Raw genomic sequence first — 16,643 nt, 5'->3', positions numbered from 1 at the left:
TCGGTCAGGCCGGGGGCCCGTTGATGATCTGCAGCTGGGTGAACTCGGCAAGCCCTTCCTCGGCGAACTCCGTGCCGATGCCCGACTGCTTGGCGCCGCCGAACGGAATGTGCGGGGCCATGTCGAGATGCTTGTTGATCCAGACCGTGCCGGCCTCGATCTTGCTTGCGACCTCATGCGCCCGCTTGGTGTCGGACGACCACACCGAAGCGCCGAGGCCGTAGGTGGTGGCGTTGGCGCGGCGGATCACGTCATCGCCATCGGAATATTTGATCACCGGCAGCACCGGGCCGAACTGCTCCTCGTCCACCAGGCGGGAGCCTTCCTTGATGTCGCGCACGATGGTCGGCTCGATGAAATAGCCGGGCCGGTCCATCGCCGCACCGCCGGCGATGACATTGCCGTTCTTGCGCGCATCTTCCAGGAAGGCCTTGACCTTCTCGTACTGCATCTTGTTCTGCAGCGGCCCGAGCTTGGTGCCCTGCTTGGAGCCGTCGTCGACCACGGTGTTCTTGGCGATCGCAACCAGCTCGTTGCAGATCTCGTCATAGACGGATTCGTGCACATAGAGCCGCTTGATGGCGAGGCAGACTTGTCCTGAGTTCTGGAACGCCCCTTCGAAGATGCCGGGCGCGACCTTCTTGGGATCGACGTCGTCGAGCACGATGCCGGCGTCGTTGCCGCCAAGCTCGAGCGTGATGCGCTTGAGCGTTTGCGCGGCGCTCGCCATCACTTTCTGGCCGGTCGCGGTCGAGCCCGTGAACGATATCTTGCGGATGTCGGGATGCTTGGTCATATGGTCGCCGAGATCGTTGGCGTCGGTGATGACGTTGAGCACGCCGTTCGGCAGGATGTCCTTGACCAGCTTGGCAAACAGCAGCGTCGACAGCGGCGTGGTCGGGGCCGGCTTCACCACCAGCGTGTTGCCCGCGAGCAGCGCCGACGGCAGCTTGAAGCTCAGGATCAGGAGCGGATAGTTCCAGGGAATGATGGCGCCGACGACACCAAGCGGACGGCGATAGGCTTCGACGCGACGATCGCCGGACGCCTCGATCACCCGCATCGGCAGTTCGAGCGAGCTGAGATAGCGGAAGAAGGCGGCCATGCCCAGCACTTCGCCGGTGGCGTCAGCGAGCGGCTTGCCCTGCTCCGAGGTGAGCAGGCGTGCGAGCTCGGACGAATTGGTTTCGATGACGTCGGCCATCTTGGTCACGAGCTTGCGGCGTTCCTCGATCGGCGTCGCCGCCCAGGCCGGGAAGGCTGCCTTGGCCGCGGCGACCGCCGTGTCAAGCTGGCTCTTGGAGGCGCGCGGACACTGCGCCAGAACTTCCTCGGTTGCGGGGTTGAGAACCGGCATGGTCTGGTCGCCGGGCACCATCTTGCCGTCGATGAGAAGGCTGTATTCGCTCATTTGGCTTTGCTCCCTTGAGAACGGGCCGTTGAGACCTCGTTATATCTGAGTACATATCACGCGAAAACACCGGCTGACCACGCCGATCCGTTGGAACAGTTCAAAAAAGCGGGCTGGACGCAGCCCCTCAGATCGATATATCGTGATGAATATAACGTGGAAATTTGCGCGGAGCCGGCAATGGAGATCGACGCCCAGGCGCTCACGACATGCGGGGTTGCCGACGACGGCGACGCCATCTCGCTCGGCTTCGTCGATGCCGCGGGAAATCCCGCGACCATCCGCCTCTCGCTGAAGCAGGTCGGCGCGCTGGTCATCACCTTGCCGACGCTGCTGCAAAAGGCGCTGCAGACCCGCTATGGCGACGAGAGCCTGCGGTACGCCTATCCGCTGGCGTCGTGGACCGTGGAGCAATCGACGGACCAGACCCAGCGCATGGTGACCCTGCAGACCGAGGACGGCTTCAGCGTATGCTTCGCCGTTCCCCGCGAGCAGCAAAGCGAGCTCGGCGAGGCGCTGATGGCGCAGTCCGGACCAGACCAGACATTACGGATGAACTAGCATCCTCGGATGTGCCACGACGCAACCGATAGGAGGACGCAGAGGGCTCCCGCAGGCGAGGACGTCGTGCTCTGGTGGCCAACGGGATCAGGCCTTGCGCGAGCGTCCGATATCGGTCCGCAGCGCCTGCAGATCCTTCCGGACGGCGCGCGCGGCGTCGCGCTCGATCTTGCGGTAGCGCGCAACCAGCGAGGTGCCGAAGGAGGTCAGCATCGCGCCGCCGCCATTCCTGCCGCCGGTCTGGCGCGCAACTGCAGCATGGCCGCAGATGCGGTTGATTTCCTCGACCAGGTCCCAGGCTCGCTTGTAGGACATGTCCATCGCCCGTCCCGCGGCCGAGATGGAGCCGAAGTCCCTGATGTGCTCCAGCAATTGAATCTTGCCCGGCCCGATCCGCTCCTCGGCATCAAGATCGATGCGAAGGCTTAGATGTGGGGTCGATCTGGCACCCGGTTTTGACATGGAAGATGTTTCGCTCCTGCGATCGGAAGGCAGATTGCCACCGAAGCGTTTTTCGAACAAGATGAAGGCCTTGGATATCCTGTCCTGGTCATGCATCCGGTGCGCGAGGCGGTCCCGCTGGGGCATGCTGCGTGCCAATCCTCGCTGGTCCGCTTTGCGAAGCGGCCTCGTGTCGCCACATTTCGTCGGGATGATCCAGAAAAATAAATCCGGGCCTGCGTTCGAATCAACGGGCCTCGGGGAGTGTTGCGATGTCAACCAACGCTTCGCACAGGGGTAGGGAAGCTGGCGGGTCCTTTCGGCGACGCGCTTTGCATCGCGGACCAGCGACACCGCCATCATCGTCAAATCGTTGCAAGCAATATCCAGATTGTAGGAGCGCGGCACGAGATCGATCGTATCGGTGACCGATCACGCGCGGCGGTCCGCAATGCAGTGACCGTACATAAAAAAGCGAATCGGAGGAGACCCTATGAAGACGAAGCCGAGTTCTTTTACCTTGCCTATTGTCTTTGCGGCGACGCTTGCCGCGTCGTCCGCTTTTGCCCAGTCGGTGGATACGGCTCGTATCGAGGCCGGCGGCCAGAATGACTGGCTGACCTATCACGGCTCCTACAAGTCCTATCACTACTCTCCGCTGGCCCAGATCAACACCGGCAATGTCGGCAATTTGGGCGTGGCCTGGATCCATATCCCGGGCCGCTCCACGCGCGGCCTGCAATCGATGCCGCTGGTGGCCGACGGTGTGCTCTACTACACCGGCTCCTACAGCCGCACGTTTGCGCTGAACGGCGCCACCGGCGAGGTGATCTGGTCCTACTTCCCGGAGCTCGACGAAGCGCTGATCGCGCGGCAGACACACTCGCCCTATAACCGCGGCGTGGCGATCGGCGAGGGCAAGGTCTATGTCGGCACGATGGACGGCCGGCTGATTGCGCTTGACATGAAGAGCGGCAAGGTCATGTGGGACACCAAGCTGGTGGATTCCCAGAAGCTCACGGTTGGCTTCACCGGCGCGCCGCTTTATGCCAAGGGCACCGTGGTGATCGGCTCGCAGGGCGGCGAATGGCCCGGACGCGGACCGATCTTCGGCGTCGATGCAGCAACCGGCAAAAAGAAGTGGGAGTTCCTCACGGTCGCCGGCACAGACGATGCCATGAAGAGCTGGGGCAATGACGCCTGGCGCACCGGCGGCGGCGGCGGCTGGATGCCTGGCACCTACGACAACGAGACCAACACCATCTGGTGGGGTACCGCCAACCCGGCGCCGCTCTATGACTGGTCGGGCGCGGACTACAAGACGCAGGGCGCGCGCCCCGGCGACAATCTCTACACCAGCTCCGTGATTGGTCTCGACGTCGAGACCGGCAAGCTGAAATTCTACCATCAGGAGCTGCCACACGATGCCTGGGACTTCGACAGCGCAGTCGGCGAGTTCGTGATGCTCGATCGCGACGGCCAGAAATACGTCGTGCATCCCAACAAGAGCGGATACATCTTCGTCTATGATCGCAATGCGGGCGTGAAGAACGTCTGGCGGATCACCGAGAACAGCAACTTCGTCAAGAACATCGATGCCAAGACCGGCGAGCTGATCGGCCGCAGGGACTTCTCCGCAGGTAAGGTCTCCGAACCGCTATGTCCGCATATTTCCGGCGGCGTCAGCTGGAACGCGGGCTCCTACGATCCGAAGACGGGCCTGTATTACAAGCTCGGCCAGGAATGGTGCATGACGCTCGAGGTCATGAAGACGACCCCGATCGTTGCGCCCCAGGCCCAGCTCAACATTGGCGCCGACTTCAAGATCGCGCCGCCCCCGGGCGGAGAGATCTATGGTCATCTCGATGCGCGCGACCCCATCACCGGCGCCAAGAAGTGGGAGGTACGTTTCCCAGAGCCGCCGCTTGCTAGCGTGCTGTCGACCGGCGGCAATCTCGTGTTCGTGCCCGACTCGCGCGGCATCCTTCATGCCTATGATGCCGATTCCGGGACCGAGTTGTGGAACCATTCGGACGGCACCGGCCACCAGGGCGGCATCGTCAGCTACGCGGTCAACGGCAAGCAATACATCGCGGTGGTTGCGGGCTTCGGCGGCATGGCGTCGGATGACTACGCGCCGACCTTCGGCGGCGTCTACAAGAGCATGCCGCGCGACGACGGCGCGCTCATCGTCTACAGCCTGAAATAGGCGTTTTCATCGATCTGCCGGGGAGCGGGCTTTAAGCCCGCTCCCTGCGCGTTCGAATGCGGCGATTGCGGCCCTTTCAAAAATGAATCCGCGAAAATGAACCTGCGAAGATTGAATCTGACCTCGATGAAACCAAATCCCGGCATGCTGCTTCCGGCGCTGCTGGCCATGTCGTTGGGCTCGGCGATGCCGGCTCTGGCGCAGTCCGCAAACACCACGCCTGACAATGCGTCATTGGACGTCCCGCAATTGTTCGCGACGACCTGCGGCTGGTGCCACTCCGACGGCGGACGCGCGGCCGGCAAGGGGCCGCAACTGATGAACACGCAACGAAACGACGACTTCATTCGCAACCGCATCAAGAACGGCAAGGAAGGCGCGATGCCTGCGTTCGGCTCGCTGTTCAACGATGCGCAGATCGACCAGATCATCAAATATATCCGGGATCTCAAGCCGCACGAGGGTTGAGCCCCGTGGAGCTGCGACTGTCCCTTCAGGAGACATGCAATGAAGGCCATTCTCCCGCTGCTGGCTGCTGCGGCCATCGGACTGGCAGGTCAGGCAGAGGCGCGATCGCTCGACGCGATCCGTGAGTCTGGCGCGCTCGGTCTGTGCGCCCACCCCAATTCGCTGCCGTTTGCGAGCAAGGCCGGCGACCCTCCCGGTTTCCAGGTCGAACTGGGGCAGGCGCTGGCCCGCGAGCTCGGCGTTTCGCTGCGGCTCGACTGGATCATTACCCAGTATCAGCTGCGCAGCGCCGGCTGCGACATCGTGCTGGATGTCATCGCCGACCGCGAGGCGCAGGGCGAAACCAATTTGCGGATTTCAAAGCCTTATTATCGCACGGGCGTAGCTCTCGCCGTCCCCGCGACAAGCAAGCTCACCTCGTTCAGCAGCCTCGACGAGCACACCAAGGTCGGCGTGCAGGTCGGATCCACAGCGGCCATGATCATCGGCCAACGGCATGTGCCGACATCGACATTCGGCTTCGAGGTCGACAGCCTCGATGCACTGACCAACCACGAGATCGACGCGGCTGCGGTCACGCCGACGATGGCGAGCTATTTCAACCTGACCCATCCGGACAAGGCGGTTCGTATCCTCGACCGCGACGAGAGCGAGGCCGATCTCAACTGGAACGTCGCCGTCGGCATGGTCCGTCCCGACGATGCGTTGCGTGCCGCAATCGATGCTGCGCTTTCCAAGCTGCGTGACGATGGCACGGTCGAGCAAATCTACCGGCGCTATGGCGTCACGCTGCAGGCGCCGAAATAGCTGCGCTGCAGCGACGCGCAACCGTGTCGAGGTCGCCGGCCAGCTTGGCTTCGAACCGCTTCACGATGGACTGTTCGACAAAGCTCCAGGCTGAGCAGGCCAGCCGCGCCTCCGCATTCAACGTGGCTGAGGCTGTCCGGAGAGCAGATATCGCTGGCATCCGGCCGTGCCGATCGAGGAGATGCCAGAAGCCCTTCACGACGTCGTGAATGCCGACAAGGCGCGCTCTGTCGGCGGCTCCAATATGAACGCTTGGCAGTCTGCCAAGGCGATCTATACATCGCGCACGGACGGTTGGACCGAGTTCGTGAGCATGCAGGACCACCTCAACCCGGGCGCAGGTCGCGCTGGCCTGGGTGCTGCAGAAAGAGGGCGTGACCTCGCCGATCGTCGGCGCAAAGGTGGAGCACCTGATCGACACGGTCGCGATAAGTTGAAATCACAGATATAAGTGATCCGCACATGATCCTGTTCGTTCTGGCCTATCTGGGTGGTGTCCTCACCATCGTCAGCCCGTGCATCCTGCCGGTCATTCCCTTTGTTCTGGCGCGCGCCGATCGTCCGTTCATGCGCAATGGGCTGCCAATGCTGGTCGGCATGACGCTGGCTTTTGCCGTCGTCGCGAGCTTCGCTTCGGTCGCCGGCGGCTGGGTCGTCTCAGCCAATCAATATGGGCGGGTGGCGGCGCTGGTCCTGCTTGCGCTGTTCGGGCTGACCTTGCTTTTACCCGGGTTGGCCGATCGATTGATGCGGCCGCTGGTTGCCGTTGGCGCGCGGCTGTCGCAATCGGCGGAGCACGCGGGAGAGGAGACGCTTCTGGCACCGCTGGTGCTCGGTATTGCCACCGGCTTTCTCTGGGCGCCATGCGCCGGTCCCGTGCTCGGCCTGATCCTGACCGGTGCCGCCCTGAAGGGCGCAAACGTCGGGACGGCGCTGTTGCTTCTGACCTATGCCGCAGGTGCGGCGACCTCACTGGCGCTGGCGCTTCTGCTCGGCGGGCGCGTCTTTGCCGCAATGAAGAAATCGATCGGCGCGGGCGAGTGGATTCGCCGCGGTCTCGGAGCTGCCGTGCTGGTCGCTGTCGTCGCGATCGCGCTTGGTCTCGATACTGGCTTCCTGACCAACGTGTCGCTCGGCAGCACGACTGCGTTGGAGCAGAGCCTGCTCGACAAGCTTCGTCCCCATCAAAAGGCGGAGGCGGCCGAGCCATCGGGGCAGGCTGAGGCCCATTTGCCCGTCGAGGACATCTCGCCCTCGCTTGCCGGCGCCCAGGAATGGTTGAACTCGCCGCCGCTGAGCTTGGGGGCGCTGAAGGGAAAGGTAGTCCTTGTCGATTTCTGGACCTATTCCTGCATCAACTGCCTGCGTTCGATTCCCTATGTCCGCGCCTGGGCCGAGAAATATCGCGACCACGGCCTGGTCGTAATCGGGGTCCACGCGCCGGAATTCGCCTTTGAGCGCAATGTCGACAATGTGAAGAACGCCATCGCAACGCTCAATATCGGCTATCCCGTCGCCATCGACAACGACTACAAGATCTGGCGCTCGTTCGAGAACGAGTATTGGCCGGCGCATTATTTCATCGACGGCAACGGCAAGGTTCGTCATCACCATTTTGGTGAAGGCGACTATGCGGAATCCGAGCGGGTCATCCAGAGGATGCTGACTGACGCCGGCAACAAGAACGTGCCGACCGGAATTGTCGCCGTGAATGCATCGGGCGCGGAAGCCGCTTCCCACAAGGACGACGTCAATTCGCCAGAGACCTATATCGGCTACGACCGGGGCGACAGGTTCGTATCGCCTGGTGGTGTGGCACAGGACCAAAGCCACATTTATGCGGCTGGAGAACCACAGCTCAACGACTGGTCACTGACTGGCAAATGGACGGTCGGAGAAGAGCGGGCGCAGCTCGACGAGAAGGGCGGCAGCATCGTCTATCGCTTCCATGCGCGCGACCTGCATCTCGTGCTCGGCCCATCGACGGAGGGAAACAACATCCGCTTCCGGATCACGATCGACGGCAAGGCACCGGGCGATGCGCACGGCATGGATGCCGATGCCGAAGGCAATGGCCTGGTGACGACGCAGCGCCTGTATCAGCTCGTGCGTTCTCCGGGAGCAGTCAGGGATCACACATTTGAAATCCGCTTTCTTGATCCGGGCGTGCAGGCCTATGCATTCACTTTCGGCTGAACGGGTCACGACGTCAGCTTCGCTTCAAAGCGCAAGCCGGACGGACTGATCCGGCGGAGCCAGTCGCCGAACACGCGATCTGCGCGAGGTGCCAGGCCATTCCTGTGCTGCTGTGTGGCCGCTCTCAGACCCGCAATCGAGACCTGCGCGGCGGCGAGCTCGACCGTATGGCCGACATACCACTCCTCGAGCTGCCTTGGGTCTGCCTCCAGATGGAATTGAAGCCCAAGCGCATTGCGCCCGTACGCGAACGCCTGGTTCTCGTAATTCCGGTTCGAGGCCAATCTCTTGGCCTCGCGGGGCAGATCGAACGTATCTCCATGCCAATGCAGGACAACAGCGTCATCACCTTGAAACGCTCCCAGGCAGGATGTTCTGCCTTCATCGGTCAGATCGATCGTATCCCAGCCGATCTCCTTTATCGGGCCCTTGAACACACGGCTGCCGAGCGCCTTGGCCATGAGCTGGCTGCCAAGGCAAATGCCGAGCGTCGGAAGATCGCGTGACAGCCTGTATTCGATCAATGCGAGTTCGGAGCTCAGGAAAGGATAGTCGTCCGTCTCGTAGACTCCGATCGGCCCGCCGAGAACGATCAGCAGCTCGGCGTTTCTGATCGAGCGGTGCGTGAGATCGTCGACCGCCGCTTCGCAAAACGAGACGCTCCACCCTTCGCGATCCATGATGGGCGCAAGAAGTCCCAGATCTTCGAATGCCACGTGGCGCAGAGCGACGGCGGATCGTTGGAAGAGGTTCACTGCACATAACCTGTGTGGGGAGGGTCGTGACTGACGCGCGCAATCCGTTCTCACGTCGTGAGCGCCTCCGGGTTCGCCATTCGCCGTCATTCCGATCGTTATATTCAAAGTTATATAGTGCATTTCGGGGAATACCGTCCAGCCTTCGATATCCGGGGGCCGCCGGGCTCTCGGTCAATTGAGGCTTCACCGCCCCCTTGAAATGGAGCCGTCGGACGTGCTGTTCTCCGCGCGTCGGAAGGAACGCTATTCAATCGGAGAGAGCCCAATGAAATACCCGAACGTCCAGTTGTTCATCGACGGAAAATGGCGTCCCGCCGCTTCCGGAAAGACCATTCCGGTGCTCAATCCGGCGACCGAGGAGGCGGTCGGAACCGTGGCCCATGCCGAGAAGGCTGACCTCGACGAGGCGCTGGCGGCGGCCGACAAGGGGTTCAAGGCCTGGCGCGTGGTCTCGGCTTACGAGCGCTCCAAGGTCATGCGCAAGGCCGCCGAGCTGATGCGCGAACGGGCCGACATGATCGCAACCATCATGACCATGGAGCAGGGCAAGGTCCTGGCCGAGGCCAGGATGGAGACGATGGCGGCCGCCGACATTATCGAGTGGTTCGCCGAGGAGGGCCGGCGAGCCTATGGCCGCCTGATCCCTGCGCGCGCGCCGGGCGTCTACCAGATGGCGTTCAAGGAGCCGGTCGGGCCGGTGGCCGCGTTCACCCCCTGGAATTTCCCGATCAACCAGGTCGTGCGCAAGATGAGCGCGGCGCTGGCTTCGGGCTGCTCGATCATCGTGAAAGCGCCGGAAGAAACGCCGGCCTCTCCCGCCGAACTGATCCGGGCGTTTGCCGATGCCGGCGTGCCGGCCGGCGTGATCAACCTGGTCTACGGCGTGCCATCGGAAATCTCCGAATATCTGATCCCGCACCCGACCATCCGCAAAATCTCCTTCACCGGCTCGACCAAGGTCGGCAAGGATCTCGCGGCCTTGGCGGGGCAGCATATGAAGCGCGTCACCATGGAGCTCGGCGGTCATGCGCCGGTGATCGTGTTCGACGACGCCGACATCGAATCCGCGGCCAAGATCATGGTCGCCGCCAAATATCGCAACGCCGGTCAGGTCTGCATCTCGCCGACACGGTTTTTGGTGCAGGAAGGCGTCTATGACAAGTTCATCCAGCAGTTCGTCGACGGTGCCAAGTCGATCAAGGTCGGCAACGGTCTCGACGCCGAGTCAAAGATGGGCGCGCTCGCCAACGACCGGCGTGTCACGGCGATCGAAACCATGGTGCAGGATGCGGTCGGCAAAGGGGCGAAGGTCGCGACCGGCGGCAACCGCGTCGGCAACAAGGGCTACTTCTTCGAGCCGACCGTCGTCACCGACGTGCCGAAATCGGCGCGCGCGATGAGCGAGGAGCCCTTCGCGCCGCTGGCGCTGATCTCGCCGTTCTCGAAGTTCGATGACGCTGCCGAGGAAGCCAACCGGCTGCCGTTCGGTCTCGCCTCCTACGCCTTCACCAGATCCGCCAAGACGGCGAGCGCGATCGGGGCGGTGGTCGAGGCCGGCATGATGTCGATCAACAGCTTCGCATTGGCGCTGCCAGAAGTGCCGTTCGGCGGCATCAAGGATTCCGGTTACGGGTCGGAGGGCGGCTCCGAGGCACTCGAAGCCTATCTCAATACCAAGTTCATTACGCAGACCGGAGTCTAGAGCACGATCCGGAAAAGTGTGTAGCGGTTTTCCGGAAAGATCATGCTCAATCAAAGACCTAAAGCGCGCGATGACGATTCGACCAAATCTCGTCGCGCTTTAGGTCGGCAATCCCGGAGCATGCATCGTCCGGCCGGATGATGCATGCTCTGCAATGGACCGAGGGGCTAATTCGCGAACGTGGCGAGGCTTGAAAATCGGTCCACTGGCCGTGTTTCGCCGAGCTTGCTCTGCACATTCCGGCGGATCAAGATGCAACGCAAGCTTCCCTGGCATCAGTGATCGCCGTGCATCTTGTCCAGGAATGCCTTTACGCCGCTGACCTCGCCCATGTCGGACGGAGTGTAGCCCGGCAGCGTTGCGACGGCGGTTCGGAACGCGTTGCTCCTGATGATCTCGAGGATGCGTCGCATCGCCTCGGTCTCCAGGAACGCGCGCTTGCAGACGAAGACATAATCTTCGGTGAGCAACCGGATGAAATCGAGGCCGAATTGCCGCGCGGCCGCCTCGACGCCAAAGCTGACATCCGCCATCCCGCTAGCGACATAGGCGGCCACGGCAGCATGGGTGAACTCGATTTGCTGGGCGCCGTTGATCCGGCTCTCGTCGATCTCGTGCAGAGCAAGCAGCTGGTCGAACAACAATCGCGTGCCGGAATCGTGATCGCGATTGACAAAGCGCGCCTTGCGATCGATCACGTCCTGCAGCGATTTGATGCGAAGCGGATTTCCGCTTTTCACCATGAGGCCCATCTCGCGGGTGACAAAATTGATGACGCGATCCTCCCGCGGATCGAGCCATTCCCTGCAGGCCTTGATGCCTTGCGCGCGCAGTTCGCCGTGCGGCAGATGCACGCCTGAGAGGTCGCAGGCGCCTTGCGCGAGCGAGGCCAGTGAATGCTGGTTGCTGACATAACGCAGGTCGACGCCGATGCCGGGCTCGCGATCGAGGAATTCGCGAAGCTTCGAGACAGCAAAGCCGTGACTGGCATGAACCCGGATCACCGACGGGCGTTGCTGCAGGAACGGCTTGATCTCGGTTGCCAGCTCCTGCGCGAGATTTTCGAGCTGAGGCCCGAGCCGCGCCCGCATGCGCTCACCGGCCCAGACCAGTTTCTCTCCGAACGGCGTGAGCCGCGAGCCCTTGCCCCGCTGGGTCTCGACCAGCGGCACGCCGAAAAATGCCGACCATTGCTCGATCAGGTTCCAGACATGCCGGTAGGAGAGATGTACGTCGTTCGCGGCGCTCGCGATCTTTCCGGTTTTGCGGATCTCGTTGAGCACGCCCAGCATTACCACGACGTTCTGCGGGCTGCCTTCCTTGTGAAATCGCCAGACCGTCTCGATCTCGATGTTCAACATCGTGTGCACTCTTGTGAAATTGACTTCATATATAGGTGAGCCATCGGCACAGGATATCATATTTACTGCAGCAAATATCCTCCTACCTTGAGTAACAAGAGTTGGAGGAAATATGATGTCGATTGCATATGACTACTCGCGCGAGACGCCGGCAGCCGCGTTTCTGGCAAGACCCCAGCAACAGCTCCTGATCGATGGCCGGCGCGTGGCCTCGGCCTCGGGCCGAACCTTCAAGTCCCTCAATCCTGCGACCGAACAGGTCATTGCCAAGATCGCCGAAGGCAATGAGGCCGATGTCGACGCTGCGGTAGCTGCAGCTCGTCGCGCCTTCGAGGGGCCGTGGCGCACCATGCGCGCCGCCGAGCGCGGGCATATCCTGCTCAAATGGGCGGAGCTGTTGAAACAGCATGCGGACGAAATCGTCGAGATCGAGAGCCTGGATGCAGGCAAGCCCGTCGCCGCCGTGCTGCGGCAGGATTTCCCCGCCGCAATTGATACGCTGACCTACTATGCCGGCTGGGCCGACAAGATCAGCGGTGACGTCGTCTCGACCCGCGAGGATGCGCTGACCTACACGGTACGCGAGCCGGTCGGGGTGGTGGCTGCGATCGTGCCCTGGAATTTCCCGCTGATGATCGGCATGTGGAAGCTCGCGCCGGCGCTCGCATGCGGCTGCACGGTGGTGATGAAGCCGGCCGAGCTGACATCGCTGTCCGCGTTGCGCATCGGTGAACTCGCACTTGAAGCGGGCCTGCCGCCGGGCGTGCTCAACATCGTCACCGGCCCCGGACGCACCGTCGGCGAGGCGCTGGTCAACCATCCCGATGTCGACAAGGTGACCTTCACAGGATCGCCAGGCGTCGGTCGCGGCATCATGAAGGGCGCGGCGGGCAATTTCAAACGCGTCTCGCTCGAGCTCGGCGGCAAGTCCGCCAATGTCATTTTCGATGATGCCGATCTCGATACTGCTTCGAAGGCCGCGGCGGCCGGCATCTTCTTCAATGCCGGGCAGGTATGCTCGGCCGGCTCGCGCGTGCTGGTCCAGGAAGCAGTTTACGACGAGGTCGTCGAGCGGCTCACCGCGCGCGCCGGGGCGATCCGAATGGGTGATCCCGCCGATCGCGCCACCGCGCTTGGCCCGGTCATTTCCGAGAAGCAGATGAAGTCCATCCTCGACTATGTCGACATCGGCCGGAAGGAAGGCGCCTTGCTGACGACAGGCGGCGAGCGCGTCGGCAATCGAGGCTATTTCATCAGCCCGGCGGTCTTCGCCAATGTCAGGCATGAGATGCGGATCTCGCAGGAGGAAATCTTCGGGCCCGTGGTCAGCGTCATCAAGTTCAAGGACGAGGCCGATGCGTTGAGGATCGCCAACGGAACGGCCTACAGCCTCGCCGCCGGCGTCTGGAGCCGCGACATGGGGCGCGTTCAGCGTTTTGCGAAGAAGGCAAGGGCCGGCACGGTCTGGATCAACACCTATGGCTATACGGATGTGCGGCTGCCATGGGGCGGCGAGCGCGACTCCGGCCTCGGCCGCGAGCATGGCACCGCGGCGATCGAGAATTTCACCGAGCCGAAGGCGGTCTGGATGAACCTGAATGTCTAGGCTGCGCGGCAAGCTTCAAAACCATATGACGCGAACCGCAGGGTTCGCGTCATATTCGTTTTTGTCTCGAGCGGACGGCACGACCACTCGTTATTTCGGCAACGCCACCGGCTTGAGCGCGAACGCGCCGGGGTCCTTTTTCTTGTTGTCGCCGATCAGGTAGGACAATTTGCCTTCCGCGACCCAGCCGGTGTCGCCGATCTCCGTCACCGAGACCGGCTCGGCGAGGCCGTCCTTGATCACGTCGATCTCGGCCTGATCGCCCTTGACTGTCACCTTATCGAGCCGGCCGGCGCCCTCGATCAGCAGGAAGCCATCACCATGTGCACGCATCGCGTCCGCATGATCCAGCGCGCGCGACGGCTTCAGCTCGGTGACTTGACCCGCCTTGCCGTCCTTGACCGCGATCCGGAACAGCTTTGCCGGAATGTAGGTCGTGACATAGAGATCGCCGTCGGAGCCGACTGCGATGCCGTCGAGGCCGACGCCGTCTTTTGCCGGCGCCAGCAGCGCGTCGGTGGCCCAGACGTCGAGCGCGGTCGCGCCGGGCTTGAGACTGTACACATAGGGGGCAAAGGAGTCGGTGATATAGGCGGTGCCGTCGCCGCCGACCGCGATATCGTTGCAGAGCGACTTCGCATCCTTGAGCGGGAAGCTTCCTTTCGCCGCACCGGTCTTGAGATCGAAGGTCTTCAGCGATGCGCCCTTGCCGTCGCCCGGTCCCTCGACGCCCATGGCGCTGAGGTCGTTGGAGCAGACATAGAGGGTGCCGCTCTTCTCGTCGGCGAGCACGCCGAGCACCGAGCGGCTACCGCCGTCGCCCGGCTTGATGAAGGTCTCGGCCTTGCCGCCTGGCGCTGCCTTCACGACACCACCGTGATTGAAGCTGCCGGCATAGAGCGTGCCGTCGCTGGTCGATGTCAGGCTCTCCGGAAAGCTGTTGTCGGCAAGTGCGACCGGCGCTGTCTCGGCATGTGCGGCCACGCCGCAGGCGATGCCGAGCATGAGAGCCAGTGATGTCGCGCCCGCAGCACGCGCGCGACGGTTTTTGAGCAAGTCTCCCTGTATCAGCGGGCGCAATGCGGCGCTGTCTTGTTTTTTCATGGTCGAGGTTCCTGGTGGAGGGGGGATGCATGAGGCGCTGCCTCAGCGGCTGTCAGCCGGCCAGGGGTTTCAAAGCGTCTTGCAGGCGCGAGGCCGAATGTTCGTCGGTCGGGCTTGCCGCATACGATATATACGATAGAATATAGCGCAAGAGAAGCGTGTAAACTGGAAGCGTGTAACCGGAAGCATGTCACCGGAAGCACGCGAACGAAAGCCGCAGGCCGGAACTGAAGAGTCAACGAAGATGACCCGCCACAGAAATCTCGCCGGCGCTGTCGCCGAACCGCCGGCATCGGAGCGGCTGCTGAGATGCCAATGCTGCGACGGTATCATCGCGGACATATCGGATCAGGCCACCGCAGTCGGCCTTGACCTCAAGCTCGGTATTGTCTCCGACGAATGTGCGCTGATCTGCAACGACTGCACCGCGAAGCTGATCGAGGCACAAGCGTCGCAGCGCGAGTCGCAGCGGAAGTCGAGATGAATGCTGCCGGCGCCAGTCAGCGCGTCGGCAGGTCCTTCCGGCTTGCAAGCGCGGCGATGATGAGCACGGCGCCCAGCACGATCAGTCCGCCGCCGATGACTGACCAGAGATCCTCAAACGTCACCGCCTGACGTACGCCAAGCTTGAGAACGGCGCCGCCGGCCGCGATCCCTCCGCTGAGGAGGACGACCCTTGAAAGTTTCTTCACGGCTTCCGACAGGGCTCCTCAAGGGGGCGGCGACGGCACGCCCGCAGTCCCGGGCGGCGCATTGGTCACTATCCTTGGAGGCAAAGTGATGGCAACGACGTTCATCTAAGGCGGTAAGATCACCATCGTCCCCCTCAATCCACCGATACGCCCGCGAAGTCCACCACCTTGCGCCATTTCCCGGTCTCGTCCGCCATGAACTTGCCGAACTCGGCAGAACTCATCGGCTTCGGCAGGCCGCCGAGATCGGAGAGCCGCGCGACCAGCTTCGGGTCCTTGAGCGCCTCGTTGACCGCCCTGTTGAGGGTGTCGATGATATCGGGCGGCGTCCCCTTGGGCGCGACCATGCCGTAGAAGCCCAGCGCCTCGAAGCCGGGCACGGTCTCGGCGATTGCGGGCACGTTGTTGACGCCCGGCCAGCGTTCCCTGGAGGTGACGCCGAGCGCGCGCACGCTGCCGCCGCGGGCCTGCTCCAGCGCACCGGGCAAATTGTCGAAGATCAGCTGCACCTTGTTGGAGATGATGTCGGGATAGGCCATGGCCGAGCCGCGATAGGGCACGTGCAGCATGTCGCATTTGGTCATCGCCTTGAACAATTCCGCGGACAGGTGCACCGAGGTGCCGTTGCCGGAGGAGGCAAAGGAGATCTTGCCGGGGTTGGTCTTGCAGTAGTCAATGAACTCGGCCACGGTCTTGACCGGCATCGCATTCGCCACCACGAACATGTTGGGCAACTGCATGAAGCTTGCGACCGGAGCGGTGTCGTTCAGGAAGTCGAACGGCAGGTGCTTGTAGAGCGACGTCGAGATTGCATTGTTGGCGCCGACGAACAGCACGGTGTAGCCGTCCGGCGGTGCGCTGATCACGGCGGCGGCTGCGATATTGCCGCCGGAGCCGGTGCGGTTCTCCACGATGAACTGCTGGCCGAGGCGGTCCGACAGCCACTGCGCCATGATGCGCGCCACGGTATCGACAGGGCCGCCGGCGGCAAAGCCGTTGATGAAATGCACGGGGCGGCTGGGATAGGTGTCGGCAGCGCGGGCCGGCGCGTAAGGGTGGACTCAACCGGTCGGTGCAACACTCTAATCTTTTAGCAAAAGATGGAGTGTGGGCATGAAGCGGCGACGTAGCATCTATTATTCTGCGGTTCAGCGGTCTGAGATCTGGGATCGCTGGCAGGCTGGCGAGTCCATGAGGTCCATCGGACGTCGATTTGACCGGGCATCGTCGTCAGTTTTTTCCGTGATTTCGCCAACGGGTGGCATTCGTCCACCGGTTCGGCACCGCGCCAAGCAGGCGCTTACGCTCTCTGAACGAGAGGAGATTT

15 protein-coding genes and 1 pseudogene are annotated in these 16,643 nt (G+C 62.6%); 9 read left to right on the top strand and 7 right to left on the bottom strand.

Annotation, left to right across the window (positions count from 1 at the left end; genetic code table 11):
* Positions 1-4 precede the first annotated feature (4 nt).
* On the bottom strand, positions 5-1,411 hold the full coding sequence (locus A3AI_RS0136480; protein ID WP_024520252.1) for an aldehyde dehydrogenase family protein: 1,407 nt from the start codon (positions 1,409-1,411) through the stop codon (positions 5-7).
* Positions 1,412-1,591: 180 nt separating this feature from the next.
* Here A3AI_RS0136480 and A3AI_RS0136475 point away from each other — a divergent pair, with 180 nt between their 5' ends.
* Positions 1,592-1,972 carry a hypothetical protein gene (locus A3AI_RS0136475; protein ID WP_024520251.1) on the top strand — a complete coding sequence of 127 codons (381 nt, stop codon included), beginning with the start codon at positions 1,592-1,594 and terminating at the stop codon, positions 1,970-1,972.
* Positions 1,973-2,059: 87 nt separating this feature from the next.
* On the opposite strand, the gene A3AI_RS0136470 is transcribed toward A3AI_RS0136475, so the two are convergent.
* On the bottom strand, positions 2,060-2,434 hold the full coding sequence (locus A3AI_RS0136470; protein ID WP_024520250.1) for a winged helix-turn-helix domain-containing protein: 375 nt from the start codon (positions 2,432-2,434) through the stop codon (positions 2,060-2,062).
* Between the two features lie 472 nt (positions 2,435-2,906).
* Here A3AI_RS0136470 and A3AI_RS0136465 point away from each other — a divergent pair, with 472 nt between their 5' ends.
* The 5 genes and pseudogenes from A3AI_RS0136465 (at position 2,907) to A3AI_RS0136445 (ending at position 8,093) form a co-directional block, all read left to right on the top strand.
* Positions 2,907-4,622, top strand: a complete 1,716-nt coding sequence (locus tag A3AI_RS0136465; RefSeq protein ID WP_024520249.1) for a pyrroloquinoline quinone-dependent dehydrogenase — start codon at positions 2,907-2,909, stop codon at positions 4,620-4,622.
* Positions 4,623-4,718: 96 nt separating this feature from the next.
* Entirely contained in the window at positions 4,719-5,090 is a 372-nt protein-coding gene (locus tag A3AI_RS46730; RefSeq protein WP_245287033.1) for a c-type cytochrome, read from the top strand.
* A 39-nt stretch (positions 5,091-5,129) separates the two neighbouring features.
* On the top strand, positions 5,130-5,897 hold the full coding sequence (locus A3AI_RS0136455; protein ID WP_024520247.1) for a substrate-binding periplasmic protein: 768 nt from the start codon (positions 5,130-5,132) through the stop codon (positions 5,895-5,897).
* Between the two features lie 166 nt (positions 5,898-6,063).
* A pseudogene (locus A3AI_RS50375) lies at positions 6,064-6,228 on the top strand (aldo/keto reductase); the annotation flags it as partial.
* A gap of 131 nt (positions 6,229-6,359) precedes the next feature.
* Positions 6,360-8,093, top strand: coding sequence for a cytochrome c biogenesis protein DipZ (locus A3AI_RS0136445; RefSeq protein ID WP_024520245.1), 1,734 nt, complete (start codon positions 6,360-6,362; stop codon positions 8,091-8,093).
* A gap of 5 nt (positions 8,094-8,098) precedes the next feature.
* On the opposite strand, the gene A3AI_RS0136440 is transcribed toward A3AI_RS0136445, so the two are convergent.
* A complete protein-coding gene (locus A3AI_RS0136440) occupies positions 8,099-8,848 on the bottom strand; it encodes a glutamine amidotransferase (RefSeq protein WP_024520244.1) in 750 nt (249 codons plus the stop codon).
* Between the two features lie 268 nt (positions 8,849-9,116).
* Between A3AI_RS0136440 and A3AI_RS0136435 the strand changes: the two genes are divergently transcribed.
* On the top strand, positions 9,117-10,553 hold the full coding sequence (locus tag A3AI_RS0136435) for an NAD-dependent succinate-semialdehyde dehydrogenase (RefSeq protein ID WP_024520243.1): 1,437 nt from the start codon (positions 9,117-9,119) through the stop codon (positions 10,551-10,553).
* Positions 10,554-10,828: 275 nt separating this feature from the next.
* Here the strand turns inward: A3AI_RS0136435 and A3AI_RS44200 are convergent, their stop codons facing one another.
* Positions 10,829-11,914, bottom strand: a complete 1,086-nt coding sequence (locus A3AI_RS44200) for a substrate-binding domain-containing protein (RefSeq protein WP_036050963.1) — start codon at positions 11,912-11,914, stop codon at positions 10,829-10,831.
* Between the two features lie 115 nt (positions 11,915-12,029).
* Here A3AI_RS44200 and A3AI_RS0136425 point away from each other — a divergent pair, with 115 nt between their 5' ends.
* Positions 12,030-13,520, top strand: a complete 1,491-nt coding sequence (locus A3AI_RS0136425) for an aldehyde dehydrogenase family protein (RefSeq protein ID WP_024520242.1) — start codon at positions 12,030-12,032, stop codon at positions 13,518-13,520.
* Between the two features lie 90 nt (positions 13,521-13,610).
* Here A3AI_RS0136425 and A3AI_RS0136420 read toward each other — a convergent pair whose 3' ends face one another.
* Entirely contained in the window at positions 13,611-14,624 is a 1,014-nt protein-coding gene (locus A3AI_RS0136420; protein ID WP_036050960.1) for an NHL repeat-containing protein, read from the bottom strand.
* Between the two features lie 244 nt (positions 14,625-14,868).
* Here A3AI_RS0136420 and A3AI_RS0136415 point away from each other — a divergent pair, with 244 nt between their 5' ends.
* Positions 14,869-15,108 (top strand): hypothetical protein, encoded by a 240-nt coding sequence (locus tag A3AI_RS0136415; protein ID WP_024520240.1) that lies wholly within the window; start codon positions 14,869-14,871, stop codon positions 15,106-15,108.
* Positions 15,109-15,124: 16 nt separating this feature from the next.
* Here the strand turns inward: A3AI_RS0136415 and A3AI_RS0136410 are convergent, their stop codons facing one another.
* Positions 15,125-15,316, bottom strand: a complete 192-nt coding sequence (locus A3AI_RS0136410; RefSeq protein ID WP_024520239.1) for a hypothetical protein — start codon at positions 15,314-15,316, stop codon at positions 15,125-15,127.
* A 134-nt stretch (positions 15,317-15,450) separates the two neighbouring features.
* Entirely contained in the window at positions 15,451-16,326 is an 876-nt protein-coding gene (locus A3AI_RS0136405; RefSeq protein ID WP_024520238.1) for a Bug family tripartite tricarboxylate transporter substrate binding protein, read from the bottom strand.
* Between the last annotated feature and the right edge of the window lie 317 nt (positions 16,327-16,643).

The organism is Bradyrhizobium sp. Tv2a-2 (assembly GCF_000472425.1).
In the GTDB taxonomy this organism is placed as follows: domain Bacteria; phylum Pseudomonadota; class Alphaproteobacteria; order Rhizobiales; family Xanthobacteraceae; genus Bradyrhizobium.
The sequence above is the reverse complement of the archived record's forward strand: the minus strand, read 5'-3'. Positions and strand labels throughout refer to the sequence as shown.

Coding starts and splice junctions, on each gene's coding strand:
- A3AI_RS0136445 (WP_024520245.1), top strand. CDS start 6,360: ATGATCCTGTTCGTTCTGGCCTATCTGGGTGGTGTCCTCACCATCGTC.
- A3AI_RS46730 (WP_245287033.1), top strand. CDS start 4,719: ATGAACCTGCGAAGATTGAATCTGACCTCGATGAAACCAAATCCCGGC.
- A3AI_RS0136455 (WP_024520247.1), top strand. CDS start 5,130: ATGAAGGCCATTCTCCCGCTGCTGGCTGCTGCGGCCATCGGACTGGCA.
- A3AI_RS0136435 (WP_024520243.1), top strand. CDS start 9,117: ATGAAATACCCGAACGTCCAGTTGTTCATCGACGGAAAATGGCGTCCC.
- A3AI_RS0136475 (WP_024520251.1), top strand. CDS start 1,592: ATGGAGATCGACGCCCAGGCGCTCACGACATGCGGGGTTGCCGACGAC.
- A3AI_RS0136420 (WP_036050960.1), bottom strand. CDS start 14,624: ATGAAAAAACAAGACAGCGCCGCATTGCGCCCGCTGATACAGGGAGAC.
- A3AI_RS0136425 (WP_024520242.1), top strand. CDS start 12,030: ATGTCGATTGCATATGACTACTCGCGCGAGACGCCGGCAGCCGCGTTT.
- A3AI_RS0136480 (WP_024520252.1), bottom strand. CDS start 1,411: ATGAGCGAATACAGCCTTCTCATCGACGGCAAGATGGTGCCCGGCGAC.
- A3AI_RS0136465 (WP_024520249.1), top strand. CDS start 2,907: ATGAAGACGAAGCCGAGTTCTTTTACCTTGCCTATTGTCTTTGCGGCG.
- A3AI_RS44200 (WP_036050963.1), bottom strand. CDS start 11,914: ATGTTGAACATCGAGATCGAGACGGTCTGGCGATTTCACAAGGAAGGC.
- A3AI_RS0136470 (WP_024520250.1), bottom strand. CDS start 2,434: ATGTCAAAACCGGGTGCCAGATCGACCCCACATCTAAGCCTTCGCATC.
- A3AI_RS0136415 (WP_024520240.1), top strand. CDS start 14,869: ATGACCCGCCACAGAAATCTCGCCGGCGCTGTCGCCGAACCGCCGGCA.